The organism is Streptomyces sp. NPDC048636 (assembly GCF_040650655.1).
Taxonomy (GTDB): Bacteria; Actinomycetota; Actinomycetes; order Streptomycetales; family Streptomycetaceae; genus Streptomyces.
The window spans coordinates 57,950-84,122 of the sequence record NZ_JBEZHR010000022.1 but is presented as its reverse complement, the minus strand read 5'-3'; the positions used below and the strand labels follow the sequence as shown (position 1 = coordinate 84,122).

The following is a 26,173-nucleotide window of genomic DNA, read 5'->3' as shown; positions in this document are numbered from 1 at the left end:
AGCCTACGCCTCACATCCGCGATCCGGACAGTGTGTCCGGATCGCGGGACGGCTGGTTCACTCCTCGGAAAGGTTCGAAAGGTTCCGGACCGGTGGCCCCGGGGCTCAGTCCTCGATGAGGTAGCGCTGAAGGGCGGGCGCCACCATCGCGATGATGTCCTCGGCCCCGGCGGAGGCCACCGGCTCCATCTTGATCACATAGCGCAGCATCAGGATCCCGATCATGTGCCCCGCGGCCAGCTGGGTCCGGAACTCGGGGTCCGGTACGTCCAGCTCACCCGCCATCCGCAGCAGCACCCGGCGGCCGATCAGCTCGCGCAGCACCGCGGCGGCGGCCTCGTTGGTCAGCGCCGAGCGCATCACGGCCAGCAGCGGGAGCCGGGTGACCGGGTTCTCCCAGATCCCGAGGATATGGCGGGCCATCCGCTCGCCCGCGCCCTCCCGGCTGCCCTGGACGACCTCCGGAACGGCCATCGCGGGGGCCAGGATCAGTTCGATGGCCGCGCCGAAGACCTGGTCCTTGGAGCCGAAGTAGTGGTGCACCAGCGCCGGGTCCACCTCGGCGGCCTTGGCGATACCGCGGATCGAGGTCTTGTCGTAGCCGCGCGCGGCGAACTCGCCGCGCGCGGCGGCCAGGATGCGGTCACGGGCGGCGGGCTCGTCACCGGCGCGGGAACGGGCCGGGCGGCCACGCTTGCGCGGGGTCGCTGGCGAGGTCATGAACCGGGCACCGCCTTGCCGGAGCGGGTCTTCGGGGTCGGGGAGGCCAGATGGAGCCGGGTGAAGGCCAGCGCCTCCGCGAGATCGGCCTCACGCTCGGTGGTGGACATCGCGCGCCGGGTGTTGACCTCGACCACCACATGGCCGTCGAACCCATGAGCGGCGAGACGTTCCAGCAGCTCGGCACAGGGCTGGGAGCCGCGCCCCGGCACCAGGTGCTCGTCCTTGTTGGAGCCGTGGCCGTCGGCGAGGTGGACATGGCCCAGCCGGTCGCCCATCCGGTCCACCATGCCGAGCGCGTCGGTGCGGGCGGTGGCGGTATGCGACAGGTCGATCGTGAAGTGGCGGTAGTCGTCCTTGGTGACGTCCCAGTCCGGTGCGTAGGCGAGCATCTCGCGGTCGCGGTAGCGCCACGGGTACATGTTCTCGACAGCGAACCGCACATCGGTCTCACCGGCCATCCGCCAGATTCCGCGGACGAAGTCGCGGGCGTAGGAACGCTGCCACCGGAAGGGCGGGTGGACGACCACGGTGGAGGCGCCCAGCTTCTCGGCCGCCGCTCTCGCCCGCTGGAGCTTGACCCAGGGGTCGGTGGACCACACCCGCTGGGTGATCAGCAGGCACGGCGCGTGGACGGCGAGGATCGGCACCTCGTGGTAGTCCGAGAGCCGCCGCAGGGCTTCGATGTCCTGGCTGACCGGATCGGTCCACACCATGACCTCGACACCGTCGTAGCCCAGGCGGGCGGCGATTTCGAACGCCGTCGCCGTCGACTCCGGATAGACCGAGGCTGTGGACAGCGCGACCTTCGCATCCGGGATGCGCACCACTGGCTCTGTCACGAAGGACAGCGTACGGCGGCCCGTAGGGCGGAGAGCAGAACGGGTCGGGAGCACGCCGTCATGGCGCGGTCACAAACAGGTCATGGCCGGACCATGGCGACATCGTGACGGGCCGGAGACGCCCCCGGTCCGCCGTGCGGCCGCCGCGGACCGTGGTGAGTGTCACGTCGGCAGATGGTCGAGCCGGCGCAGGATGACGCCCTCGCGCAGCGCCCAGGGACAGATCTCCAGCTCCTCCACGCCGAAGAGGTCCATGGCGCCCTCCGCCACCAGCGCCCCGGCCAGCAGCTGCCCCGCCCGCCCCTCGGACACCCCGGGCAGCCCGGCGCGGTCCGCCGCGGGCATGGCGGCCAGCTTCGGCACCCACTCCTCCAGCGCCTTGCGGGTCAGCTGGCGCTGGACGTACAGGCCCTCGGCGGAGCGGGCCGCGCCCGCGATCCTGGCCAGCTGCCTGAAGGTCTTGGAGGTGGCCACCACATGGTCCGGGGCGCCATGGCGGCTGAAGTCGCCGACGGTACGGGCGATCTCGGCCCGCGCATGGCGTCGCAGCGCCCGTACGTCGGCCGGGTCGGGCGGGTCGCCGGGCAGCCAGGAGGCCGTCAGCCGGCCCGCGCCCAGCGGCAGCGAGACGGCCACGGCGGGGTCCTCGTCCATGCCGTACGCGATCTCCAGCGAACCGCCGCCGATGTCCAGGACCAGCAGCTTCCCCGCCGACCAGCCGTACCAGCGGCGGGCGGCCAGAAAGGTGAGCCGCGCCTCGTCGGCGCCGCTGAGCACCTGGAGCCGCACCCCGGTCTCGTCGGCGACCCGGGCGAGGACGTCATCGGCGTTGGCGGCCTCGCGGACGGCGGAGGTGGCGAACGGCAGGACGTCCTCCACACCCTTGTCCTCGGCCGCCTCCAGCGCCTCCTGGACCACCGTGACCAGGCGCTCCACCCCTTCGGGGCCGATGGCTCCGTCCCCGTCGAGCAGTTCGGCCAGCCGCAGCTCCGCCTTGTGCGAGTGCGCGGGCAGCGGGCGCGCGCCGGGGTGCGCGTCCACCACGAGCAGATGGACGGTATTCGAACCCACATCGAGGACACCGAGTCTCATGGCCAGAACGCTACTGCGCAGAGTGCGTACTCATGCACGGGTCCCCGACCTCCGCTTCCGCTTCGGGGGCATACGCTTGCACCGTGGCAAAGACGAAAAAGGCGAAGCAGGACAAAGGCCGGCACGGCGCCCCGGAGCGGAGGGCCGAGGAACAGATCTCGCCCCCGGCCGGGGACGAGGTCGGCCTCGACTTCGCCCGCGCGTGGGTCGAGTTCCCCGATCCGGCCGACGACGAACAGCTCTTCCGGTGCGATCTGACCTGGCTGACCTCCCGCTGGAGCTGCATTTTCGGCCAGGGCTGCCAGGGCATCCAGGCGGGTCGCGCCAGCGACGGCTGCTGCACCCTGGGCGCGCACTTCTCCGACGAGGAGGACGAGGAGCGCGTCGGGCGCCATATGGCCCGGCTCACCCCGGAGATCTGGCAGTTCCACGACGAGGGACACACCCGGGGCTGGGTGCAGGAGGACGACGACGGTGAGCGCCAGACCCGTCGCCACCAGGGCTCGTGCATCTTCCAGAACCGCCCCGGGTTCGCGGGCGGCGCGGGCTGCGCACTGCACATCCTGGCGCTGCGCGAGGGCCGCGAACCGCTGGAGACCAAACCGGATGTGTGCTGGCAGCTGCCGGTCCGCCGGTCCTACGAGTGGATCGACCGGCCCGACGACACCCGGGTGCTCCAGGTCACCATCGCCGAGTACGACCGGCGCGGCTGGGGACCGGGCGGCCATGACCTGCACTGGTGGTGCACCTCGGCGACCTCGGCGCACGGCGCCGGTGACCCGGTGTACGTCTCCTACCGGCCGGAGCTCACGGAGCTGATGGGCAAGGCGGGGTACGACCGGCTGGCCGAGCTCTGCGAGGCCCGGCTGGCGTCCACGCTGCCGCTGCTGGCCCCGCATCCGGCCGACCCGGACCAGCGGCCCGCCGGGGACTGATCCGACCCCGTCCCCTTCCCCGCGTGTCCGGCGCCCGGCCCCGCTGTACGGCGGCCGCTGTACGGCAGGCCGCGCCGGTGGGCGGCGTCGCCCACGCCGGGCTCAGTCCTTCGGCGTCGGCGAGCCGGAGGGAGCGGGGGACGGATCGCTCGGCGAGGGGCTCGGTGTGCCGGACGGCGTGCCGGGCCCGGGTGTCGGCTGGGACGGCGCGCCCCGGCCCTCGATCACCACGACGGTGCCCGAGGGGCCGATCGTGACGCGGGCGCTCCAGCGCCCGGACGGCTCACGCTCGTGATCCACCCAGACGGTGACCCTGGTGGTCTCGCCCGGCCGGAGCACCCCGCTCGAGTGGTTCATCCGGAGCCAGTCCGCCCCCGCGGAGGCGGTCCAGCGGACCGGGGAGCCACCGGAGGCGGTGAGGGTGATCATGGTGGTGTCGCCCTGGGGCTGGGCCTCGACCGTCAGCCGCCCCGGACCGGGTGCCGGACGGGACGGGCCGGAGCCGCCGGAACCGTCGCCGCGACCCGGGGAGCCCGAGTCGCCCGGCCGCCGGTCGCCGTTCTTCCCGCCATGCACGTCGTCGATGGTGCCGTAGCGCACCACTCTGCCGTCCGGGCCGATGACCTCGACCGAGACATCCGCCGACCGCTTGCCGCGCTTGCCGCGCCTCGCGTCCTCGGGGTCCCGGGGATCCCGCCCGGCGCCGAGCCGGGCGGCGGAACGGTCCTGCGCGCTGCCGGTGCGCTCGAAGGAGCGGCCGTCCAGCAGCTTGTGGCCGGTCGGCGCCTCCCCGGCGCCGTCCGCGTCGGCGGCGGCGACGGAGTCGGTGTCGTGCTCGCCCCCGGCCTGCGGGGCGCCCCGGTACGCAGCCCACAGCGCGAGCACCGGCGCCGCCACCACCGTGGCGACCACCGTGGTGGTGAGCGCGCGGCTGCGGATCCGGCTGCGCCGCGCCGCGCGGTCCTGGGGGTCGAGCGGGAAGCCGCGCCGGTCGAAGCGGGGCCCCGAGACGGCGCGCGCGGGGCGCTCGCTGAGCGCGCACATCATCGCGGCCCGCACGGCCGCCCGCGGTGCCTCCACCAGCGGCAGGGCGGCGGGCGCCGCAGCCGTACCGGGCCAGGGGCCGTCCGCCGTGGCCCGCTCGGCCATCCGACGGCATTCGCGGCAGTCGTCCACATGCCGCACCAGCTCACGGCGGAGGGCGGCGGAGAGCAGCACCTGGGTGTCGCCCGCGAGCCGCGCGACCACCGGGCAGTGGCCCAGCTCGACGACGGCGAGGGCGGCGCGGGTCCGCTCCACCTCGCAGGCGGCGCTGGCGAGCAGGGTGCGGGTCTCGTCCTGCTCCTTGCCGAGCGCGGCGGCCACCTCGGCCGGGGTGAGCTGATGGCGCACGGCGAGCTCGAGGGCCTCACGCTGCTCGGCGGTGGTCCCGGCCGCCTCCGGCCAGGCGAGCGCGGCCAGTTCACGACGGCGCTGGGCGGCGAGCGCCTCGGGCAGCTCGGTGTCGACGACGGCGGCGGCGGTGTCCGCGGCGCCCGGCGGGGTGTCCGGCCCCTGGTCGCCGTGGCGGGAGCGGACCGCCCGCCAGTCCCTGATGCCCCGGTACTCGCGCCGCTCCTTGAGCTCGGCCAGTTTGCGCAGACAGGCCCAGCGGGCGACCGCGTAGAGCCAGGGGCGGCACAGATCACCCTCGGCGGGCGCGCGGCCGCGCCCCCGGCCGCGCCGACGCTCGGCCACCGCCAGCACATCGCCCAGGGTGGCGGCGGCCGCGTCGTGCTCGCACAGGACCGAGAGGCAGTACGTGAACAGGCCGTCGAGGTACGGCTCGTAGCGCGCCGGCGGGCGCTGGGGGCGCGTATTGCCGGAGCGGGGCGCACGCCGATGCGTCCGGTGTCCGCCGGTGGCCTGTGTGGAGTGCTCGGACCTGCTGCTCATCACCCGGTGACGGTAGGCGGATGATGCAGACTTACTCGCGCTACTTGCGCGGTTTTAACCCTTACGGGTGACGATCTCCCTCATAAGGGGACAGGTGTCCCACTCGGGTTGCCGCAACCTGCTATGCGTCCCAACGCCCCCGACCGGGCCCGCGGACCCCCGCTGTCGGCGGCCGACGCTAGCGTTACGGCATGGCTGCCCGTAGCTCCTCCCGCTCATCCGCCAAGGACCGGCCCTCCTATCGCTGTACCGAATGCGGCTGGACCACCGCCAAGTGGCTCGGCCGGTGCCCGGAGTGCCAGGCGTGGGGCACGGTCGAGGAGACCGGCGCGCCCGGGGTGCGCACCACCGCGCCCGGCCGGGTCACCTCCGCCGCGGTGCCCATCGGCGAGGTCGACGGCCGTCGGGCCACCGCCCGCTCCACCGGGGTGGACGAGCTGGACCGGGTGCTCGGCGGCGGGCTGGTGCCCGGCGCCGTGGTGCTGCTCGCCGGGGAGCCGGGGGTCGGCAAGTCCACGCTGCTGCTCGATGTCTCGGCCAAGGCCGCCGACGACGACCACCGCACGCTGTACATCACCGGGGAGGAGTCGGCGAGCCAGGTGCGGCTGCGCGCCGACCGCATCGGCGCGCTCAGCGAGCATCTGTATCTCGCCGCCGAGACCGATCTCTCCGCCGTCCTCGGCCATCTCGACTCGGTGAAGCCGTCCCTGCTGGTGCTGGACTCCGTACAGACCGTCGCCTCCCCCGAGATCGACGGCGCGCCCGGCGGGATGGCGCAGGTCCGCGAGGTGGCCGGGGCGCTGATCCGCGCCTCCAAGGAGCGCGGGATGTCCACCCTGCTGGTGGGCCATGTGACCAAGGACGGCGCGATCGCGGGGCCCCGGCTGCTGGAGCATCTGGTCGACGTGGTGCTGCACTTCGAGGGCGACCGGCACGCCCGGCTGCGGCTGGTGCGCGGGGTGAAGAACCGCTACGGGACCACCGACGAGGTCGGCTGCTTCGAGCTGCACGACGAGGGCATCACCGGTCTCGCGGACCCCTCCGGGCTGTTCCTCACCCGTCGCGCCGAGCCGGTGCCCGGCACCTGTCTGACCGTCACGCTGGAGGGCCGCCGGCCGCTGGTCGCCGAGGTCCAGGCGCTCACCGTGGACACCCAGATCCCCTCCCCCCGCCGCACCACCTCGGGTCTGGAGACCTCCCGGGTGTCGATGATGCTGGCGGTGCTGGAGCAGCGCGGCCGGATCAACGCGCTGGGCAAGCGCGACATCTACACCGCGACAGTGGGCGGGGTGCGGCTGACCGAGCCCGCCGCCGACCTCGCCGTGGCCCTGGCGCTGGCCAGCGCCGCCAGCGACACCCCGCTGCCGAAGAACCTGGTGGCGATCGGCGAGGTGGGTCTCGCGGGCGAGGTCCGCCGGGTCACCGGCGTACAGCGGCGGCTGGCCGAGGCCGCGCGGCTCGGCTTCACCCACGCCCTCGTCCCGTCCGACCCGGGCCGGATCCCGGACGGGATGCGGGTGCTGGAGGTCGCGGACATCGGGGACGCGCTGCGGGTGCTGCCCCGGCGCCGGGAGCGCGGTGAGCGGGCCGCGGCGGCCGCGGGGGAGGACGGCGGCTGAGCCTGTCGGTTACGGTGCGTCGGGGCGGTGGGCTGAGTGCCGCGCTCCGCTTCCCGGCCACGGGCGTACGCCGGGAGGCCCCACGGGAGGCCGGTGACCGCCGGTAGACTTTGCCCTGGTCTCGCCCGTACGTGGCCTCGCACACCGGCCGCGGAAGGGCGATCGCGGTACCGACAGACCTGGCGACGGAGGAGTGCAGTGGCAGCAGGCGACCGGGCTTCGGCTCCCGGCAAAGCCGACGGTCTGATGCGCGCCTCGCTGAGCGCGGTCGCGCCCGGTACGGCGCTGCGCGACGGCCTGGAGCGGGTGCTCCGCGGCAATACGGGCGGCCTGATCGTGCTCGGCACGGACCGGACCGTGGAGTCGCTGTGCACCGGCGGCTTCGTCCTCGACGTCGAGTTCACCGCGACCCGGCTGCGCGAGCTGTGCAAGCTGGACGGCGCGCTGATCCTCGACAAGGACATCACCAAGATCGTGCGGGCGGGGGTGCAGCTCGTCCCGGACGCGTCGATCCCCACCGAGGAGACCGGCACCCGCCACCGCACCGCGCAGCGCGTCTCGATCCAGACCGGCTTCCCGGTGGTCTCCGTCAGCCAGTCGATGCGGCTGATCGCGCTGTACGTGGACGGGCAGCGGCGGGTCCTGGAGGACTCCGCGGCGATCCTCTCCCGCGCCAACCAGGCGCTGGCCACCCTGGAGCGCTACAAGCTCCGGCTGGACGAGGTGGCGGGCACCCTGTCCGCCCTGGAGATCGAGGACCTGGTCACGGTCCGGGATGTGAGCGCGGTCGCGCAGCGGCTGGAGATGGTCCGGCGGATCGCCACCGAGATCGCCGAGTACGTGGTCGAGCTGGGCACCGACGGGCGGCTGCTCTCCCTCCAGCTGGACGAGCTGATCGCGGGTGTGGAGCCGGAGCGCGAGCTCGTGGTGCGGGACTACGTACCGGAGCCGACCGCCAAGCGCACCCGCACCGTCGGCGACGCGCTCGCCGAGCTGGACCGGCTGACCCATGCCGAGCTGCTCGAACTGCCCATCGTGGCGCGGGCGCTGGGCTACAGCGGTTCGCCCGAGACGCTGGACTCGGCCGTCTCGCCGCGCGGCTTCCGGCTGCTGGCGAAGGTGCCACGGCTGCCGGGCGCCATCATCGAGCGGCTGGTGGAGCACTTCGGCGGACTCCAGAAGCTGCTGGCCGCCAGTGTGGACGATCTCCAGATGGTGGACGGTGTGGGCGAGGCACGGGCGCGTTCGGTCCGTGAGGGGCTCTCCCGGCTGGCCGAGTCCTCGATCCTGGAACGCTACGTCTGACCGCGGGGCGGGGGCCCGAGGGGCCCCCGGCCGTCAGTCCTTCTTCAGGAGGACCGACACCTGAGCGGTGCCGAGGCCGTCCAGCTTCGCTTCCACCAGATACGTACCGGCCTTGGCCGCCGACGGCCCCGACGGGGTGGCGCAGTGCTCGGCGCTGCGCTTGCGGTCCCACTCCACGATCCGCTTGGTCTCGCCCGAGCCCGGTACCTCGACCAGGGCGGTGGCGCTGCCGTCCGGGCAGTCGCCGGAGGCCCAGACGTGCTCGTCGTCCTTGTCGGTGATGGTCAACGAGGCGGCGGCGCGGCCGAAGTCGACCTTGCAGGAGCTGTTCGAGCTGTTCTTCACGACGATCTCGAACGTGGGCTTCTCACCCGGTCCGTAAGTGTTGCGGACCTTCTCGTCCTTGACGCTGCGCACCGTCAAGTCGATATCCGCGCGGCGGCAGTCGGGCAGGCTCGACCCGACCGGGAGGGTCCGTCCGCCGCCGGTGCCGATGCCATTGCCGCCGCCGCCACCGCCGGAGCCCTCGGAGCCGGTGCCCGTACCGCCGCCGTCGCCGCCCTCGTCGCCGCTGCCGCCGGAGCCGGGGTCCTCGTCGTCGGAGCCGCCGCCGCTGCCCGACTCATCGCGCCCGCCCGGCCGTTCGCTGTTGACCGGGGTGGAGGAGGTGGGGCCGGGGGTGATGGTGGACGCGGGTCCGCCGCCCGGGCGCTTGCCGTCGTCGTGTCCGCCGCCGCCCGAACCACCCCAGCCGGAGGCCCAGATGACGAGGAGTACGAGAAGCGCGAGAAGGGCCAGCGCAACGGCCCTCCGCCGCCAGTAGATGGAGGAGGGGAGCGGCCCGATCGGATTGCGCAGTGATCCCACGCGGAAACTCTACGAGAGATCCGGGGCGCGACCCGCCAATAATCACCGCTCGGCCCCCTACTTTTCTCATCATCGGACAGGATCCGCCATCCGGGGCCGCACCCCGGGACGGCAAGCGGCCATCCGTTCCCACCACGACGCCCGGATTGCACGTTTTTTACCGGCGGCGCGCGGCTCGACCCGAACGCCCGCGCCCTCGGCCACCGTCGAGGGCCTCGGCATGCCAGGATCGTCGTGATGACTGCCAACCCCGCCCTCCCGGCCGCCGTAAGCCCGACCGCCACCGACGGTGCCACCTTCCACCGGCCCGTCATCGACTGGTTCGACGCGCACGCCCGCGATCTGCCCTGGCGCCGCCCGGAAGCGGGGGCCTGGGGTGTGATGGTGAGCGAGTTCATGCTCCAGCAGACCCCGGTGAGCCGGGTGCTGCCGGTGTACGAGCAGTGGCTCGCCCGCTGGCCGCGCCCCGCCGACCTGGCCGCCGAGCCGCCCGGTGAGGCGGTCCGCGCCTGGGGCCGGCTCGGCTATCCGCGGCGCGCGCTGCGGCTGCACGGCGCGGCCGCCGCGATAAGGGAGCGGCACGGCGGCGATGTCCCCAGCGACCACGCGCAGCTGCTGGCGCTGCCGGGGGTGGGCGAGTACACGGCCGCGGCGGTGGCGTCCTTCGCGTACGGCCAGCGCCACGCGGTCCTGGACACCAATGTGCGGCGGGTGTTCGCACGGGCCGTCGGCGGTGCGCAGTACCCGCCGAACGCCACCACCGCCGCCGAACGCAAGCTGGCCCGCACCCTGCTGCCCGACGACGAGTCCACCGCGGCCCGCTGGGCGGCGGCCACGATGGAGCTGGGCGCGCTGGTGTGCACGGCCCGTACGCCCGCCTGTGTGCGCTGCCCGATCGTGGCGCACTGCGCGTGGCACGGGGCCGGGGCGCCGGAGCACGACGGCCCGCCGCGGCGCACCCAGAGCTACGCCGGGACCGACCGGCAGGTGCGCGGCAAGCTGCTGGCGGTGTTGCGGGAGGCGATCGCGCCGGTTCCGCAGGCGTCGCTGGACCAGGTGTGGAACGAACCGGTGCAGCGGGCCCGGGCGCTGGACGGTCTGGTGGCCGACGGTCTCGTCGAACCGCTGGCGGGCGGGTACTACCGGCTGCCGCTCACGTGATCCACCCCACCCCCAACAGCCCTTCTGTGACAGAGCTGTGACACAGCACGGACCCGGTTCTGACACTCCATCGCTCCGGGTTCCGTTGTTACACAACCTATGGGTAGCTGTGCATTGGCCGAGGTGCTGATGCACATCACGCCGCAACAGCGCCTCCGTAGCGTCCTTCCCGTGCTGGACGACCGCCAGCAATCACATGGGGAACACGCGGGATGGAGGCTGCACATGTCCGGCAGCGGCAAGGTTCTGGATTTCGAAGAGTACGTGCGGAACCGGCAGGACGCCCTGCTGCGCAGCGCCCGCCGGCTGGTCCCCGACCCCGTCGAGGCGCAGGACCTCCTCCAGACCGCCCTGGTGCGCACCTACGGGCGCTGGGACGGCATAGCGGACAAGTCGCTTGCCGACGCCTACCTCCGACGCGTCATGATCAACACCCGTACCGAGTGGTGGCGGGCGCGCAAGCTGGACGAGGTGCCCACCGAGCAGCTGCCGGAGGCGAGCGTCGAGGACGGCACCGAGCAGCACGCCAACCGCGCCCTCTTGATCGACATCCTCGGAGTTCTGGCTCCCAAGCAGCGCAGCGTCGTGGTGCTGCGACACTGGGAGCAGATGACGACGGAGGAGACTGCGGAGGCGCTGGGTATGTCGACCGGCACGGTCAAGAGCACGCTGCACCGGGCGCTGGCCCGGCTGCGGCAGGAGCTGGAGAGCCGCGACCTGGACGCCCGTGCGCTCGGTCGCCCCGGTGTGGCGGGCGAGGCCGCCGCCCCGGTGCGGAAGCCCACCCGGCTCCGTCGCGGCCGCAACGAGCGGGGGCAGGAACGGTGCGCGGCCTGACCAGGGCCTCTCCCGTCAGGAGTGCGGTGATCACCGGCGGCGCGATCGTGGGACTCGCGGCCGCCGGCGGCTGGATGCTGGCCGGATGCGGCTCCACCAGCCAAGGAGTGCGTAACGAGGGCCCGGCGCAGACCAAGTGGGCGTCGACCTCGACGGGCTCCGGCAAGCAGGCGGGCGGTGCCTCGGCGCTGCCGACCGCGGGTGAGCGGAAGATCGACCCGGTACGGCTGGTGAAAGAGGATCCCCAGGTCAGCGAGGATCTGAAGGACAATCTCAAGCCCTGCCGGAAGGCCACCAAGGCCAAGAGCACCGAGCTGATCAACGGCTATCCGGTGGATGTCACCAAGGGCCGACTGACCGGATCCACCTCTCCCGACCTGGTCATCAACGTCATGGCCTGCACCGACGGCTTCGGCATCGGGTCGTATGTCTACCGCAAGGTGGGCGAGAAGTACCAGAATGTCTTCCAGGACGAACAGCCCCCCGTCTACGCGGTGATCGCCAAGGACGACCTCCAGGTCACCCGGCTCTCCTACTCCTCCGGGGACCCCGTCTGCTGTCCCTCGCGCGAGGACCTCATCACCTACCGTTGGTCGGGGCAGCGCCAGGAGTTCGCGGAAGTCACCCGCAAGCACACGGACTACAGCGCGCCCAAGGACGATGCGTCCCCGAGTGCCGACGGAACGGAAGGCTGATCCCAGGCGTGGCCGAAACCCATGTGCTCTTCGTCGAGGACGACGATGTCATTCGCGAGGCCACCCAGCTCGCCCTGGAGCGTGACGGCTTTCTGGTGACCGCCGCGCCCGACGGGCTGACCGGGCTGGAGCAGTTCCGCGCCCACCGGCCCGATATCGCGCTGCTCGATGTGATGGTTCCGGGACTGGACGGGGTGAGCCTGTGCCGCCGGATCCGCGATGAGTCCACGGTTCCCGTGATCATGCTGTCGGCCCGCGCCGACGCGATCGATGTGGTGCTCGGCCTGGAGGCCGGCGCCGACGACTACGTCACCAAGCCCTTCGACGGCGCGGTGCTGGTCGCCCGGATCCGGGCGGTGCTGCGCCGCTTCGGCCACGCCAGCGGTCCCGGCGGCCGGGGCGCGGCGGACGACCCGGAGGAGCCGGACTGCGGAGTGCTGCGGTTCGGCGATCTGGAGGTGGACCCGGAGGGCATGGAGGTCCGCAAGGGCGGCGAGCAGGTCGCGCTGACCCCGACCGAGATGCGGCTGCTGCTGGAGTTCTCCTCCGCGCCCGGCACCGTGCTCTCCCGCGACAAGCTCCTGGAGCGCGTCTGGGAGTACGGCTGGGGCGGCGACACCCGGGTGGTGGACGTCCATGTGCAGCGGCTGCGCGGCAAGATAGGCCAGGACCGTATCGAGACGGTCCGTGGCTTCGGCTACAAGCTCAAGGGCTGACCGGTGGTGAAGCTCGCTCTCCGCTCCGGTCTGCGCTGGAAGGTCAGCCTGGCCATCGCCGCCGTGAGCGCGCTCGTCGCCGTCGCGCTGAGCCTGGTGGTGCACAACGCGGCCCGCGTCTCCATGCTCGAGAACAGCCGCAATGTGATGGACGAGCGGGTGAAGGTCGCCCAGCGCTGGTACGAGCAGTCCCGGGTGCTGGGCTTCGGCGCCAAACTGGACGACCCCGAACTGCCCGAGCTGCTGAAGAAGGAGGCATGGCGCGGCCAGCGCGCCACCTACCTGGAGGACTCCGGCACCGGCACCCCCGAGGTGTGGGCCTCGGTCCCGCTGCGGAACGGCAAGGTCCTGTCCGTGCACACCCGGTTCAAGGACCGGTTCGCCGTCCTGGACGATCTGGACCGGGTGCTGATCCTGGGCTCGGTGTCGGTGGTGCTGGGCGGGATCGCGCTCGGGGTGCTCATCGGCGACCAGCTCTCCCGGCGGCTGCGCAAGGCCGCCACCGCCGCCCGCAAACTGGCCGAGGGCGACTCCGAGGTACGGATCCGGGACGCGATCGGCGGCCGGGTGCGCGATGAGACCGACGACCTCGCGCGCGCCGTCGACGGGATGGCCGAGGCGTTGCAGGAGCGGCTGGAGGCCGAGCGGCGGGTCACCGCCGATATCGCCCATGAGCTGCGCACCCCGGTCACCGGACTGCTCACCGCCGCCGAGCTGCTGCCCCCGGGGCGGCCGACCGAGCTGGTCCGGGACCGGGCACAGGCGATGCGCACCCTGGTCGAGGACGTGCTGGAGGTGGCGCGGCTGGACGGCTTCGCCGAGCGCGCCGAACTCCAGGAGGTGGAGCTGGGCGAGTTCATCAGCCGCCGGGTGCGGGTGGTGGCCCCGGACGCGGTGGTCACCGTCCTGCGCGACGCCCATGTCTCCACCGATCCGCGTCGGCTGGAGCGGATACTCGGCAATCTCCTGGCCAATGCCGCCCGGCACGGCAAACCGCCCTTCGAGGTGACCGTCGAAGGGCGGGTGCTGCGGGTGCGCGACCACGGCCCCGGTTTCCCCGAGTCGCTGCTGAAGGACGGGCCCAGCCGCTTCCGTACCGGCAGCAAGGACCGGGCGGGCAAGGGCCATGGGCTGGGGCTGACCATCGCCGCGGGCCAGGCGCGGGTGCTGGGCGCCCGGCTGACCTTCCGGAACACGGAGCCGACGGCGGAGGGCGAGGACGGCGCGGTGGCGGTGCTGTGGCTGCCGGAGTCCGCGCCCACCAACACCGGCAGCTTCCCCATCATCGAGGTCCCGGACTGAGCCGCGCGGCGACCACCGCGGACGCGTCACCCGCGCCGGGCGGGCCGGGCGGACTCACTCCGCGGCGCAGCCGTCCCAGTCCATGCTGAGGTCCAGCTCCTCGCGGGGCTGGGTGAACGAGAACCAGTTGCCGGAGTCGTCGCGGAAGAGCGCCTCGGTGCCGTAGGGGCGCTCCTGCGGCTCCTGGAGGAACTCCACGCCCTTCGCCTTGAGCGCCGCGTAATCCGCGTGGATGTCGTCGGTGGTGAGCACGCCCGCGCCGAGCACGCCCTTGGCGACCAGCTTCTTCAGGGCCTCGGCCGACTCCGGGTCCAGCCCCGGGGTGCCGGGCACCATCAGGGTGAGCTGCACGTCGGGCTGGTCCTTGGCGCCGACGGTGAGCCAGCGCATACCGCCGTCCCCGCCGATCCGCATATCGGTGCGGACCTCGAAGCCCAGCTTCTCGGTGTAGAACTCCTTGGCCCGGTCCTGGTCGAGCACCCAGACGGTGACGATGGACATTCCCTTGATCATTGCTGCCTCCGCGCACGATGGCCGACTCGATGGACGCTTCCGCGTCATCGCCAACGTATGCGGCGGGCCGCCCGCCGGGCTTCTCAAGAGTTGCTGTTCCGCGCGCCCTCCGAAGGGTCCGCCGCGCCGCACCGGATACCGCCGCTCCAGAGCATCGCGTAGCACCCCGGTATCAGCGCCGCGCCCCGGCCGAGGTGCTGACGGCGGTAGTCGCTGGGGCTCAGTCCGGTCTGCTTCTTGAAGCTGGCGGAGAAGGTGCCCAGGCTGCTGAAGCCGACGAGGGTGCAGATCTCGGTGACGGAGAGATTGGCCGAGCGCAGCAGCTCCTCGGCCCGCTCGATCCGGCGGCGGCTCAGATAGGCCCCGGGGGTGGCGCCGTAGACCGCCTTGAAGGCACGGAGGAAGTGATAGCGGGAGTATCCGGCGTGCGCGGCGACCGCGTCCAGGTCGAGCGGCTCGGCCCAGTCGCGGTCCATCACGTCCTTGGCGAGCCGCAGCCGGCGCAGGTGCTCCAGCCGGGCCTCGCCCGGAGTGGTCGCCACGGTCCCGATGCTGACATACCCCACCGACAGCGGGCCGCCCGGCGCCCTCCCCCGGCCCGGAGCGGGCGGGTAGGTGGGCGCCGGGCGGCCCGGCGGGGAAAGTGCGTACGGCTCAGACGGTCTCGGTCACCGGCGCCCGGTCGGCCGGGGCCGCGCCGTCGCCCTCCGCCGTGGGCTCCGCGCCGCGCAGCGGCAGCTCCTTGATGAACCAGGAGGCCGCGAAGGCGACCACGGCGGCCAGTGAGCCCCACAGGAAGACCTGGTGGGTGCCGTCGGAGACGGCGTGGGCGTAGGCGTCCCGGACCGCGGTGGGCAACTTGTCCAGCTGGGACGGCTCCAGCTGGGCGCCGCCGGAGGTGATCGCCTTCCCCTTGTCCCCGGCCTTCTCGACCATGGTGTCCTGGACCTGGTGGGTGAAGAGCGCCCCGAGGATCGCGACACCGAAGGAGCCGCCGAGGGTGCGGAAGAGCGTGGCCGAGGACGAGCCGACGCCCATGTCCTTCATCTCCACGCTGTTCTGCGCGATCAGCATGGTCAGCTGCATCAGGAAGCCCATGCCCGCGCCGAGCACCGCCATGTAGATCCCGGTGGTCAGCCGGCTGGTGCCGGTGTCCATGGTGCCCAGCAGCACCATTCCGGCGGTGAGCAGCACCCCGCCGACGATCGGGAACATCCGGTACTTACCGGTCTCGGTGGTGATCCGGCCCACGACCAGCGAGATCAGCAGCATGGTCAGCAGCATCGGGAGCAGCAGCAGCCCGGAGTTGGTGGCGGAGGCGCCCTGCACGGTCTGCTGGTACAGCGGCAGGAAGGTGAGCGCGCCGAACATCACGAAGCCGACCAGGAAGCCGACGAAGGTGATCACCGAGAAGTTGCGGCTGCGGAAGATATGCAGCGGAAGCACCGGTTCGGCCGCCCGCCGCTCGATGTACAGGAACGCGGCCAGGGAGACGACGGCGATCGCGCCGAGCCCGAAGATCTGGCCCGAGAGCCAGTCGTACTCGGTGCCGCCCCAGGTGGTGATGAGCACCAGCGCGGTGATCCCGACGGTCAGCAGCCCGGCCCCGGCGTAGTCGATCCGTGCCTCGGTGCGCTTCTTCGGCAGGTGCAGCACCACGGTGACGGCGGTCAGGGCGATCACGCCGAGCGGCACATTGATGTAGAAGATCCAGCGCCAGCCGAGGTGGTCGGTGAGGGTGCCACCGGCGAGCGGGCCGCCGATCATGGCGACGCCCATCACGGCGGCCATCATGCCCTGGTACTTGCCGCGCTCCCGCGGCGGCACCAGATCACCGATGATCGCCATCACGCCGACCACCAGACCACCGGCGCCCAGACCCTGGAGCGCCCGGAAGCCGATCAGCTGCCCCATGGACTGGGCCAGACCGGAGAGCACGGAACCCACCAGGAAGATCACGATGGAGGTGAGGAAGATGCCCTTGCGGCCGTACATATCGCCGAGCTTGCCCCAGATGGGGGTCGAGGCGGCGGTCGCGAGGGTGTAGGCGGTGACCACCCAGGAGAGGTGGTTCAGCCCGCCGAGGTCTCCCACGATGGTGGGCATCGCGGTGCCGACGATCATGTTGTCGAGCATCGCGAGCAGCATCGTGATCATCAGAGCCAGCATCACCACACCGGTGCTGCGCGGCTTCCGTTCCGCCTTGCCCTGCGGCCCCACCGCGACGGGCGGCGCTTCGCCTTCCGGCTGAATCTGGGACATGATCTCCACTCCCCCTGGTGATGACGTGAGGCCGCAATCAGCCACTTACTTGCCGACCGGCTAGTTGCGTACAGTGGAGACGGTAGGACGTCAACTAGCCGGGCGTCAAGTAAGCAATGCCGCGACCCGCCCGGGGGTCAGCCGCACACGGACACAGGAGACGACCATGGGCAGCACAGCGCGCGGAGGCGAGCCGAAGGCGCGCCGGGGAGACACCCGCCAGCGCATTCAGGACGTCGCCCTGGAACTCTTCGCCGAGCGCGGCTACGAGAAGACCTCGCTGCGGGAGATCGCCGAGCACCTGGAGGTCACCAAGGCCGCCCTCTACTACCACTTCAAGACCAAGGAGGACATCCTCCTCAGCCTCTTCCAGGACCTGGGACAGCCGCTGGACGAGCTGATCGCCTGGGGCGCGGAGCAGCCCCGCACCCTGGAGACCAAGCAGGAGCTGCTGCGCCGCTACAGCGCCGCGCTGACCAACGCCGCCCCGCTGTTCCGCTTCATGCAGGAGAACCAGGCGACGGTGCGCGAGCTGAGCAGTATCGGCCAGCTCTTCAAGGACCGGATGTTCGCGATGTCCGATCTGATCCGGGAGCCCGACGCCTCACTGTCGGACCAGGTCCGCTGTGTGACCGCGCTCTTCAGCATGCACGCCGGGCTGTTCGCGCTTCAGACGATCGAGGGCGACCCCGAGGACAAGCGCAAGGCCGCCCTGGAAGTCGCCCTCGATCTGGTGACGCAGGCCCATAGGGGTCAGTAGCGGATGCCACGGTCCTTCATGTAGCGGCCGGTGTCGTAGGCCGAGCCGTAGTCGGGGGTGCTGCGGCCCTCGAAGTGCAGGTGCGGACCGGTGGAGTTGCCGGTGCTGCCGGACAGGGCGATCTCCTCGCCGGTCTTCACGGTCTCGCCGATCCAGGCGCGGATGTCCGACAGGTGGGCGTACTGGGTGTAGCTGCCGTCGTCGTGCTTGATCACGATGGCGTTGCCGTACGCCGGACCGTCACCGCCGCCGTTCGGGCCCGCCTTGACGACCACACCGTCGTGGGCGGCGCGCACCGAGGTGCCGCTCGGCACGACGAAGTCCTGACCGCTGTGGTTGTTCGTCCACAGCGCGCCCGCGCGGCCGAAGGTGGCGCCGAGCGTGTACTTGGCGACCGGGGTCACCCACTTGTCCTCGACGGCCTTGGCCGTCGCGACCTTGGTGGCCACCGTCTTCTCGGCCTTGACGGCCTTCTCCACGGCGGCGGCCTGGGCCTTCACCGACTCCCCGAGGGAGGCGGCGGAGCTCACGGTCAGGGTGTCGGTGCTCTTGGCGGCTTCGGCGGCGAGCGCCACCCCGGCCCCGAGTACGACCGAGGCACCCACGCCCGCGGCGACGACGGCGGCATGGGTACGCCGGACGGAGCGGAGAGAGGAACGGCGGAATATGGCACGCGGCGACATAGAGAAACGACCTCCAGAACGTCGGGGGGTACCGGCTGGGGGCCGGAACAGACGCTCCTTGGTATCCCGTGGCCGCGATTCCGCCAAGATACGGTTCTACTAAGGAGACCAGTAGAATTTGCGGGGTCAAGATTCTTTTCCGCGACAGCCGGCGGACCGGTTAAAGAGGTCGCAAAATGCGCCTTGACCTGGCGTGATGAGGCCAGTCGATCAAAGCTGAAAAACTTGCCCTTCACATATGGGGCGGTACCCCTAATTCCCGTAGTAGGCCCGTAGCGGGCTGTGCGGCATATCACCGAGACCTAAGATCGCCTGCCCATTCACCGGGACTTTCGGCTGTCCGGTTCAGGACCAAGGCCCCCGCCCGCCGGAGCGTGGGGAATCGCGGCCGGGCGAGGTCGCCCCGCCCCGGCCGGGCCGGGTGAGGACCGGGGCATGACCGGTTCGGCCCACCCGTAATGCCTGAAGTGTGGGGAGTTGAGAGCATTGCACCGATTCGCTTCACCCAGAATGAGGAGAGCCGGTCATGTCGAAGCGACTGCATGTGGGCAACCTGAGCTACCAGGTGACGAAGGACGACCTGGAGACCCTGTTCGGGCAGATCGGCGAGGTGCTCGACGCCACCGTCATCACCGACCGGGAGAGCGGCCGCTCCCGCGGGTTCGGCTTCGTGGAGATGGACGACGTGGTCGCCGAGAAGGCGATGGCCCAGCTCGACGGAGAAGAGATGAACGGGCGGGCGGTGACGGTGACCGAGGCGCGTTCCGTCTCGCGCGGTGGACGGTGAGCGTGCCGTTCGCCACGTATCGCCGCTAGGACTTGCGAGTGGGGCAGTGTGCCGTGGTGGGATGTTCCGATGCGATCCCCCACACGCATATCTCCACCGCGTCCGCGAAACTCTCACAACGGTGTAACCAGCACGGATCCGAACGACACGGCGTACCTCGCCGGTTACGACGCCGGGTATGACACGGCGTACGACACCGGGTACGACGACCCCACGCATGACGCCTCGTACGACCCCACGTACGACGACGTCCACGCATGGCCGCAGAGCGGTGCGGACCACCCGGCGCCGGGCGCTCCGCGGGGCGGCCCCGACCCCTCCGCGTACAGCAACCCGTATGACGAACTGGCCGAGCTGGCCGACCCTTACGACCCGGACGACCCGCTCGGTCTCGGGCTCAAGGACGATGACGAGGACGGCGCCGACGGCGAGGGCGCCGAGGACGAGCCGTGGACGCCGCCCAACCACCGCCGCCGCTCCCGGCGCGCACGCAACCGCTTCGCGGCCGTGCCGATCGCGGCCAAGCTGGTGATCGGCGCCCTGGTGGCCACCGCGCTGCTGCTGCTGGCCGACCGCTGTGCCCTGATGTACGCGGAGAAGAAGGCCGAGGGTCAGCTCCAGCAGAAGATGGGGCTGGCCACCGCGCCGAATGTGACGATCCACGGCTTCCCGTTCCTCACCCAGGTGTGGGACAAGCGCCTGGACGAGGTCGACGTCACGGTGCCCGATGTCGCGGCCGACCGGGTGTCGCTCGCCGAGGTGAGCGCGAAGGCCAAGGACGTCCGGCTCACCGGGAGTCTGCCCAGCTCCATCCACGGCGCCGTGGCGGGCCAGATGAACGGCGATGTGCTGCTGGCGTTCGAGGACCTCAACCGCGAACTGGGCGCCTCCCAGGTGCAGTTCCGGGCCATCGGTCCCGAGTCGGTACGCGCCGACGGCAAACTGCCGGTCGCCGGACAGCAGGTGACGATGCACGCCATGGCGCAGATCCGGCGCGACGGCGACCGGGGGATCTCCACGAGCGTCAGCGGGATGCGGCTGGACATGCCCGGAGTCGCCACCTATCGCCCCGGCCGCCATGAGGGACTTCAGCTGCACCGCAAGACCGCGGAGCGGATCAGCCGGGACGCCGAGAAGGCCAAGGCGCTGCTGACAGTGGGGTCGGTGGCGCGGCAGCTCGGGCTGGAGCCGGAGTCCTCGAGCCGGTCACTGCCGCAGAACGAGCGGGTGGAGCGGATCACCAAGTCGCGGAAGTTCATCCCGGCGCTGATGAAGGTCAACTTCGTCGACCTGGTGGCCGACCACCCCCAGCTGGTCAAGAAGCTGGGGATCAACCCGGTGGTGGCCTCCGCGCTGACCAAGCTGAAGGTACCGGAGCTGTCGGAGAAGCTGTCGCTCTCCTTCCAGATGCCGAAGAAGGCCAAGGGCGTCCACATCCAGAACATCAGGGTGCGGCCGGACGGCATCGTGGCCGACCTGGTCGGCACCGATCTGCATCTGGGCAGGACCCACCGCTAGGTCGTGTCGTTCGGATCGTCGCGGACCCGCGAAAGATCCGGACGACACGACCTAGGCCCCCGTCGGCCCCGCCTCTCCGGGCGGGGCCGTGGGCGCCCCCGGGAACCGGATCCAGGCGACGGTGCCGCCGCCCTCCGCGGGCCGCAGCCCGACCTCGCCACCGGCCTGCTGGACGGCGCGGGCCACGATGGACAGTCCCAGACCGGAGCCGGGCAGACTGCGGGCGGACGGGGATCGCCAGAACCGCTCGAAGACATGCGGCAGTTCATCCTCCGCGATGCCGGGCCCCCGGTCCCGTACGGTCAGCTCTCCCCTTCTGAGCGCGACATCGACCACACCACCCGAAGGGCTGAACTTCACCGCGTTGTCGAGCAGGTTGACCAGCGCCCGTTCCAGGGCCGCCGGTTCCCCGCGGACGTACCAGGGGTCCAGCGCGGCGTCGACGGTCAGCCCCACGCCGCGCAGCCGGGCCCGCTCCACGGCGGTCAGCGCCACCTCGTGCAGGGCGACCACCTGGGGCGGTCCGCTGCCGGGCAGCGCGTCCGGCCGGGCCAGCTCCTGGAGATCGCCGATCAGCGCGGCCAGCTCGGTCACCTGGGCCTTGACGCTGGCCATCAGCGCGTCGCGGTCGGCGGGCGGCAGCGGGCGGCCGGTCTCCTCACTGCGCACCAGCAGTTCCACATTGGTGCGCAGCGAGGTGAGCGGGGTGCGCAGCTCATGACCGGCGTCCGCGATCAGCTGCCGCTGGCGGTCGCGGGAGGAGGCGAGGGCGGCGGCCATCCCGTTGAAGGACCGGGACAGCCGGGCGATCTCGTCATCGCCCTCGGCGGGGATCCGTACCGCCAGGTCCTCGGTGCGGGCCACATGCTCGACCGCCTCCGCCAGCCGGTCCACCGGTTTCAGCCCGGTCCGGGCGATCCACAGCCCCGCCACCCCGGCGCCCAGCACCCCGCCGCCCGCGACCAGCAGCATCACCAGGGCGAGGGTGTTCAGCGGTTCGGTGACCTCGCTCAGCGGGCGGGAGACGGAGACGGTCATCGAGGGGATGCCGTCCTGTGGGGAGGTGACGAAGGTGTACACCCGCATCCGGGTGCCCTCGGCCGTCGTACTGTCGTGGGTGACGTCGTTCAGCCGCCCCCGGGCCACCGCGATATCGTCCCCGGTCACCTTGACCGCGCGGGAGCCACGGGCCACGCACCGGTCACCGCCGGGCGTGACGAGCTGCACGTCGGAGGCGCCGGGCCGGGATCCGGCACCCGGCTGGGACTGGGACGAGCAGGTGTTCTGCGCCTCCACCAGATCGCGGACATAGACCCCGGAGACATCGTGGAGCTTGTCGTCCAGCGCGCCGGTCAGCTGCTCCCGGGTGACGAACCAGCAGGCGAACGCGGACAGCGCCACCGCGACCGCCACCGCGACCGCGGTCAGCAGCGCCAGCCGGGAGCGCAGCGGCAGCCGGGAGCGCAGCGGGCCGTCGCCGGTCACGAGGGATCGCCGTCCGCCGGGCGCAGTACGTAACCCACTCCGCGGACGGTGTGCACCAGCCGCGGTTCACCGCCCGCCTCCGTCTTGCGGCGCAGATACATGACGTACACATCGAGCGAGTTGGACGAGGGCTCGAAGTCGAAGCCCCACACCGCCTTGAGGATCTGTTCCCGGGTGAGCACCTGGCGGGGGTGGGCGAGGAACATCTCCAGCAGGGTGAACTCGGTCCGGGTCAGCTCGACCCGGCGCCCGCCGCGCGTCACCTCGCGGGTCGCCAGGTCCATCCGCAGATCGCCGAAGGCGAGCGCGTCGTCCTCGGCCACCGCCTCGTGCGCCGCCGCGTAGGAGCTGCGGCGCAGCAGGGCGCGGATACGGGCGAGCAGCTCATCGAGTTCGAAGGGTTTGACGAGGTAGTCGTCGGCGCCCGCGTCCAGCCCGGTGACCCGGTCGCCGACGGTGTCCCGGGCGGTGAGCATCAGCACCGGTACGGTCACCCCGGACGCGCGCAGCCGCCGGGCCGCGGTCAGCCCGTCCATCCGGGGCATCAGCACATCGAGCACGATCAGCTCGGGCTGCCAGCTCCCGGCCTTGTCCAGCGCGTCCAGGCCGTCGACGGCGGTCTCGGTCGTATAGCCCTCGAAGACCAGGCTGCGGCGCAGCGCTTCGCGGACGGCCGGCTCGTCGTCGACGATCAGGATGCGGGCGGGCTGATCGCCGTGGTCGGCGGGGGTCATGGGCCGGTTTCCTCACAGATGACGGTGGGGCGGTGGGCGCCGCGCCGGACGGTGGCGGGGCCGCCGCGCCGGACGGTGGCGGGGCCGCCTCCCCGGACGGTGTCGGGCATCGCTGCCAGCCTCGCACGCCGGGCGCCGCGGACGCGGTGGCTCAGGAGTCGGCGCCGCCGTCGCGCAGGGTGTCGAGATCGGCCTTGAGGGTGTTGACCGGGATCGAGAAGCCCAGGCCGACGCTGCCCGCGCCGCCGCCGGAGGCGCGCTCCGAAGCCGAGGAGTACATCGCCGAGTTGATGCCGATCACCTGGCCCTTCATATTGATCAGGGCACCGCCGGAGTTGCCGGGGTTGAGCGAGGCATCGGTCTGGATGGCCTTGTAGGACGTGGTGGAGGAGCCGACGTCGCCGTTGTACTGACCGCCGCCGAACTCGAAGGGCCACCGGCCGCCTTCCCGCCCCTGGCCCTGCCCCTGGTCCTGCTCCGTGGAGACGGTGACCTTGCGGTCGAGGGCGGAGACGATACCGCTGGTGACGGTGCCGGTCAGCCCCTCGGGCGAGCCGATGGCCACCACCTGGTCGCCCACCTGGACCTGACTGGAGTCGCCGAGGGTCGCGGGCTTGAGCCCACTGGCACCCTTCACCTTGATCAGCGCCAGGTCCTTGCCGCTGTCGGTGCCGACGACCGACGCGCTCTTGGTGCTGCCGTCGCTGAAGGACACCTGGATCGAGTCGGCGCCGGAGATCACATGGTTGTTGGTGATGATCTCGCCGTCGCGGCTGAGCACCACACCGGAACCGGTGGACTTGCCGCTGGCCGAGGTGGCCTTGATCTCGACGATGCTCGGGCTCACCGCCGCCGCCACCGCCGAGACGCCGCTGTCGCCGCGGGAGTCGGCGTTGACGACCGGGGTGGAGATCTCGGCGGCGGGCTTGTCCATGGCCCGGACGGCCAGGGCCGACGCCCCGCCGCCGACCAGTGCGGAGGCCACCGCCACCGCCGCGATCAGCGCGAGGGAGCGCGGTGCGCGGCGCCGGCCGCGATGGCCGCCGGACCGCGGCCCGTCCGCGAAGGCGACGGTGCCCGCCCCACCGTCCGCACCACCCGCGCCTCTCGCCCCGCCCGGTCCGCCCGGTCCGCCCGGTCCGCCCGGTCCGCCCGGCCAGACGGTGGCCCCGGACGGTGTGATCACCGGCTGCGCGGGCTGGTACGGAGGCGGCGCCGGGTGGCCCGGCGTACCGCCGTAGGAGAAGGGCTGGGGCTCGTCGTCGCGGCTGTGGCGCGTACTTTCCGTCATGGTCCGACGGTGTCGCGGCAGTATGAGAGCAGCGTGAGGAGCCGCTGAGAAGCCCGGCAGAAACCGGTATGCCCGGGATAAGGGCCGCCCCGCGCCCCGCGGATGGCGCGGTTCTCAGCCGCAGCCGCAGGAGCGCCGGATCACCAGCGCCGACGGGAACTGCTTGACCCGCTCCCGGCGCGAACCGTTCCGTACGCCGTCGTCCAGCACCAGATCCACCGAGGCCCGCGCCATCGCCGGGCGGTCGGAGCCGACCGTGGTCAGCGGCGGATCGGTGAGCCCGGCTTCCTTCACATCGTCGAAGCCCGCGACGGCCAGCTGCCCGGGGACGTCGATCCGCAGCTCGCGTGCCGCTCGCAGCACGCCGAACGCCTGGTCGTCGGTGGCGCAGAAGATCGCCGGGGGCCGGTCGGGTCCGGCCAGCAGCTCCAGGGCGACCTGGTAGGCGTCGTAGCGGTTGTACGGGGCGTGGAAGAGCCGTCCCTCGGTGGACCGCCCCGCCTCCCGCATGGCCCGTCGCCAGCCCTCGACATGGTCGGTCACCGGGTCGCCGACGGTGGGGGTTATCTCGGTGCCGCCGAGGCAGGCCACGTACTCATGGCCGTGCTCGAGCAGATGGCGCACCGCCAGCTGGGCGCCACCGACGTCGTCCAGCACCACGGCCACGTCGTCGATCGCCTCGGGGCGCTCATGGAGCAGCACCACCCGGGCGTCCCACGCCTCGATCTCCGCGGCCGCGTTCTCGCTGGGGCCCTGGCTGATGAGGATCAGCCCGGAGACCCGCATCCCCAGGAAGGCACGCAGATAGTGCACTTCGCGGTCGTCGAGGTAGTCCGAGTTGCCGACCAGGACCATCTTTCCGCGGTCGGCGGCCGCCTGCTCGACGGCGTGCGCCATCTCCGCGAAGAACGGCTGCCGGGCGTCCGGGACGATCAGCCCTATCAGGTCGGTCCGGCGGCTCGCCATCGCCTGCGCGACCCGGTCCGGCCGATAGCCGAGCTCCTTGATCGCGGCAAGCACCCGCTCGCGCGTGGCCGGGGCGACCGGCCTTGGTCCGTTATTGATGACGTAGCTGACGACCGCGGTCGAGGTCCCCGCCAGTCTTGCCACATCATCCCGCGTCACCTTGGCCACGCGCGGCAGTCTACGCGGGTCCAGCTAGGTATTGGCCGGTCGTGCGCCACCCGCTTTCGCCGCGGGACGCGCACCGTCCTGACGGCTCCCGTGGTCGATACCGGGACGGTCGCCGCGGCCGGTGTCCGCCGCGGACGCCTTGGCCCTGGCCTCCTCGGCGGCGCGCTCGACCTTCTCGGGCGCGACGAACCGGTAACCCACGTTCCGCACGGTCCCGATCAGGGACTCGTGCTCCGGGCCCAGCTTGGCGCGCAGCCGACGGACATGGACGTCCACGGTGCGGGTGCCGCCGAAATAGTCGTAGCCCCAGACCTCTTGGAGCAGCTGGGCGCGGGTGAAGACGCGGCCGGGGTGCTGGGCGAGGTACTTCAGCAGCTCGAACTCCTTGAATGTGAGATCGAGCACACGGCCCTTGAGCTTGGCGCTGTAGGTGGCCTCGTCGACCGAGAGATCGCCGTTGCGGATCTCCATCGGGCTGTCGTCGGTGGTGATCTGCTGGCGGCCCATGGCCAGCCGCAGCCGGGCCTCCACCTCGGCCGGGCCCGCGGTGTCCAGCAGGACGTCATCGACGCCCCAGTCCGCGGTGACGGCGGCGAGACCGCCCTCGGTCACCACCAGGACCAGCGGGCAGCCGGGGCCGGTGGACCGCAGCAGCTGGCACAGGCTGCGCACCTGCGGCAGCTCACGGCGGCCGTCGATCAGGATGACGTCGGCGCCCGGGGTGTCCACCAGGGCCGGGCCCTCCGCGGGGGCGACCCGCACGCTGTGCAGCAGGAGGCCGAGGGCGGGGAGCACCTCCGTCGAGGGCTGGAGTGCGTTGGTCAGCAGCAGGAGGGAACTCATCGTCCACCACCCGCCTCGGTCACGGTTCTGACATGGAGCACGCTTCGCTCGCCCATTACCTCGGTTCCTCCTCGGTCCCTTGCGAGAGGGGCACCTCCGCGCCCCTGGAGCTTGTGCCCGCCGAAGCGCACACCGTG

25 protein-coding genes are annotated in these 26,173 nt (G+C 71.9%); 11 read left to right on the top strand and 14 right to left on the bottom strand.

All coding sequences use genetic code 11. The annotated features are described in order from the left end of the window. Nucleotides 1-105: 105 nt before the first annotated feature. The 3 genes from AB0C66_RS34720 to AB0C66_RS34710 all read right to left on the bottom strand — a co-directional run bounded on the left by AB0C66_RS34720 (nt 106) and on the right by AB0C66_RS34710 (nt 2,654). A complete protein-coding gene (locus tag AB0C66_RS34720) occupies nt 106-720 on the bottom strand; it encodes a TetR family transcriptional regulator (protein ID WP_362448110.1) in 615 nt (204 codons plus the stop codon). After that, complete coding sequence (locus AB0C66_RS34715; RefSeq protein ID WP_362448107.1) at nt 717-1,562, bottom strand: sugar phosphate isomerase/epimerase; 846 nt, start codon at nt 1,560-1,562, stop codon at nt 717-719. The genes AB0C66_RS34720 and AB0C66_RS34715 overlap by 4 nt, the downstream gene beginning before the upstream one ends. 162 nt (nt 1,563-1,724) lie before the next feature. After that, complete coding sequence (locus tag AB0C66_RS34710) at nt 1,725-2,654, bottom strand: Ppx/GppA phosphatase family protein (RefSeq protein ID WP_362448104.1); 930 nt, start codon at nt 2,652-2,654, stop codon at nt 1,725-1,727. Between the two features lie 155 nt (nt 2,655-2,809). Between AB0C66_RS34710 and AB0C66_RS34705 the strand changes: the two genes are divergently transcribed. Beyond that, the gene (locus AB0C66_RS34705) at nt 2,810-3,589 is read left to right on the top strand and encodes a hypothetical protein (protein ID WP_362448155.1); all 780 of its coding nucleotides are present in this window, start codon (nt 2,810-2,812) and stop codon (nt 3,587-3,589) included. Between the two features lie 102 nt (nt 3,590-3,691). Here AB0C66_RS34705 and AB0C66_RS34700 read toward each other — a convergent pair whose 3' ends face one another. Next, nucleotides 3,692-5,524, bottom strand: coding sequence for a sigma-70 family RNA polymerase sigma factor (locus AB0C66_RS34700; protein WP_362448101.1), 1,833 nt, complete (start codon nt 5,522-5,524; stop codon nt 3,692-3,694). Nucleotides 5,525-5,715: 191 nt separating this feature from the next. Between AB0C66_RS34700 and radA the strand changes: the two genes are divergently transcribed. Next, complete coding sequence (radA, locus tag AB0C66_RS34695) at nt 5,716-7,143, top strand: DNA repair protein RadA (RefSeq protein WP_362448098.1); 1,428 nt, start codon at nt 5,716-5,718, stop codon at nt 7,141-7,143. A gap of 246 nt (nt 7,144-7,389) precedes the next feature. After that, a complete protein-coding gene (disA, locus tag AB0C66_RS34690; RefSeq protein WP_362448152.1) occupies nt 7,390-8,448 on the top strand; it encodes a DNA integrity scanning diadenylate cyclase DisA in 1,059 nt (352 codons plus the stop codon). Nucleotides 8,449-8,481: 33 nt separating this feature from the next. Here the strand turns inward: disA and AB0C66_RS34685 are convergent, their stop codons facing one another. Then, nucleotides 8,482-9,315 (bottom strand): hypothetical protein, encoded by an 834-nt coding sequence (locus tag AB0C66_RS34685; RefSeq protein ID WP_362448095.1) that lies wholly within the window; start codon nt 9,313-9,315, stop codon nt 8,482-8,484. 237 nt (nt 9,316-9,552) lie between these two features. On the opposite strand from AB0C66_RS34685, the gene AB0C66_RS34680 reads away from it, so the two are divergent. From AB0C66_RS34680 to cseC, 5 genes are all read left to right on the top strand, one after another. Then, entirely contained in the window at nt 9,553-10,476 is a 924-nt protein-coding gene (locus AB0C66_RS34680; RefSeq protein ID WP_362448092.1) for an A/G-specific adenine glycosylase, read from the top strand. A gap of 225 nt (nt 10,477-10,701) precedes the next feature. After that, nucleotides 10,702-11,313: a SigE family RNA polymerase sigma factor gene (locus tag AB0C66_RS34675; RefSeq protein WP_362448089.1), complete on the top strand. Its 612-nt coding sequence runs from the start codon at nt 10,702-10,704 to the stop codon at nt 11,311-11,313. Between the two features lie 26 nt (nt 11,314-11,339). Further along, entirely contained in the window at nt 11,340-12,008 is a 669-nt protein-coding gene (locus AB0C66_RS34670) for a hypothetical protein (protein ID WP_362448086.1), read from the top strand. Nucleotides 12,009-12,016: 8 nt separating this feature from the next. Continuing rightward, nucleotides 12,017-12,724, top strand: a complete 708-nt coding sequence (cseB, locus tag AB0C66_RS34665; protein ID WP_362448083.1) for a two-component system response regulator CseB — start codon at nt 12,017-12,019, stop codon at nt 12,722-12,724. Nucleotides 12,725-12,727: 3 nt separating this feature from the next. Beyond that, complete coding sequence (gene cseC, locus AB0C66_RS34660) at nt 12,728-14,026, top strand: two-component system sensor histidine kinase CseC (RefSeq protein ID WP_362448080.1); 1,299 nt, start codon at nt 12,728-12,730, stop codon at nt 14,024-14,026. A gap of 54 nt (nt 14,027-14,080) precedes the next feature. On the opposite strand, the gene AB0C66_RS34655 is transcribed toward cseC, so the two are convergent. From AB0C66_RS34655 to AB0C66_RS34645, 3 genes are all read right to left on the bottom strand, one after another. Beyond that, nucleotides 14,081-14,539: a VOC family protein gene (locus AB0C66_RS34655; RefSeq protein WP_362448077.1), complete on the bottom strand. Its 459-nt coding sequence runs from the start codon at nt 14,537-14,539 to the stop codon at nt 14,081-14,083. Between the two features lie 83 nt (nt 14,540-14,622). Further along, nucleotides 14,623-15,015, bottom strand: coding sequence for a helix-turn-helix transcriptional regulator (locus AB0C66_RS34650; protein ID WP_362448149.1), 393 nt, complete (start codon nt 15,013-15,015; stop codon nt 14,623-14,625). Between the two features lie 178 nt (nt 15,016-15,193). Then, nucleotides 15,194-16,708, bottom strand: coding sequence for an MDR family MFS transporter (locus AB0C66_RS34645; RefSeq protein WP_362448146.1), 1,515 nt, complete (start codon nt 16,706-16,708; stop codon nt 15,194-15,196). Between the two features lie 259 nt (nt 16,709-16,967). Here AB0C66_RS34645 and AB0C66_RS34640 point away from each other — a divergent pair, with 259 nt between their 5' ends. After that, a complete protein-coding gene (locus AB0C66_RS34640; protein WP_362448074.1) occupies nt 16,968-17,561 on the top strand; it encodes a helix-turn-helix domain-containing protein in 594 nt (197 codons plus the stop codon). Here the strand turns inward: AB0C66_RS34640 and AB0C66_RS34635 are convergent. Further along, on the bottom strand, nt 17,555-18,244 hold the full coding sequence (locus AB0C66_RS34635; RefSeq protein WP_362448071.1) for a M23 family metallopeptidase: 690 nt from the start codon (nt 18,242-18,244) through the stop codon (nt 17,555-17,557). The genes AB0C66_RS34640 and AB0C66_RS34635 overlap by 7 nt on opposite strands. A gap of 526 nt (nt 18,245-18,770) precedes the next feature. Here AB0C66_RS34635 and AB0C66_RS34630 point away from each other — a divergent pair. Both AB0C66_RS34630 and AB0C66_RS34625 read left to right on the top strand, forming a co-directional pair. Continuing rightward, nucleotides 18,771-19,031: an RNA-binding protein gene (locus AB0C66_RS34630; RefSeq protein ID WP_362448068.1), complete on the top strand. Its 261-nt coding sequence runs from the start codon at nt 18,771-18,773 to the stop codon at nt 19,029-19,031. Between the two features lie 69 nt (nt 19,032-19,100). Beyond that, on the top strand, nt 19,101-20,549 hold the full coding sequence (locus AB0C66_RS34625; RefSeq protein ID WP_362448065.1) for a DUF2993 domain-containing protein: 1,449 nt from the start codon (nt 19,101-19,103) through the stop codon (nt 20,547-20,549). 51 nt (nt 20,550-20,600) lie between these two features. Here AB0C66_RS34625 and AB0C66_RS34620 read toward each other — a convergent pair whose 3' ends face one another. The 5 genes from AB0C66_RS34620 to AB0C66_RS34600 form a co-directional block, all read right to left on the bottom strand. After that, nucleotides 20,601-22,034 carry a HAMP domain-containing sensor histidine kinase gene (locus AB0C66_RS34620; protein WP_362448062.1) on the bottom strand — a complete coding sequence of 478 codons (1,434 nt, stop codon included), beginning with the start codon at nt 22,032-22,034 and terminating at the stop codon, nt 20,601-20,603. Then, nucleotides 22,031-22,768, bottom strand: a complete 738-nt coding sequence (locus tag AB0C66_RS34615; protein WP_362448060.1) for a response regulator transcription factor — start codon at nt 22,766-22,768, stop codon at nt 22,031-22,033. The genes AB0C66_RS34620 and AB0C66_RS34615 overlap by 4 nt, the downstream gene beginning before the upstream one ends. Nucleotides 22,769-22,919: 151 nt before the next feature. Continuing rightward, nucleotides 22,920-24,059 (bottom strand): trypsin-like peptidase domain-containing protein, encoded by a 1,140-nt coding sequence (locus AB0C66_RS34610; RefSeq protein ID WP_362448057.1) that lies wholly within the window; start codon nt 24,057-24,059, stop codon nt 22,920-22,922. Between the two features lie 114 nt (nt 24,060-24,173). Next, entirely contained in the window at nt 24,174-25,193 is a 1,020-nt protein-coding gene (locus tag AB0C66_RS34605; RefSeq protein WP_362448054.1) for a LacI family DNA-binding transcriptional regulator, read from the bottom strand. 24 nt (nt 25,194-25,217) lie between these two features. Next, nucleotides 25,218-26,036, bottom strand: coding sequence for a response regulator transcription factor (locus AB0C66_RS34600; RefSeq protein ID WP_362448051.1), 819 nt, complete (start codon nt 26,034-26,036; stop codon nt 25,218-25,220). Nucleotides 26,037-26,173: the final 137 nt, after the last annotated feature.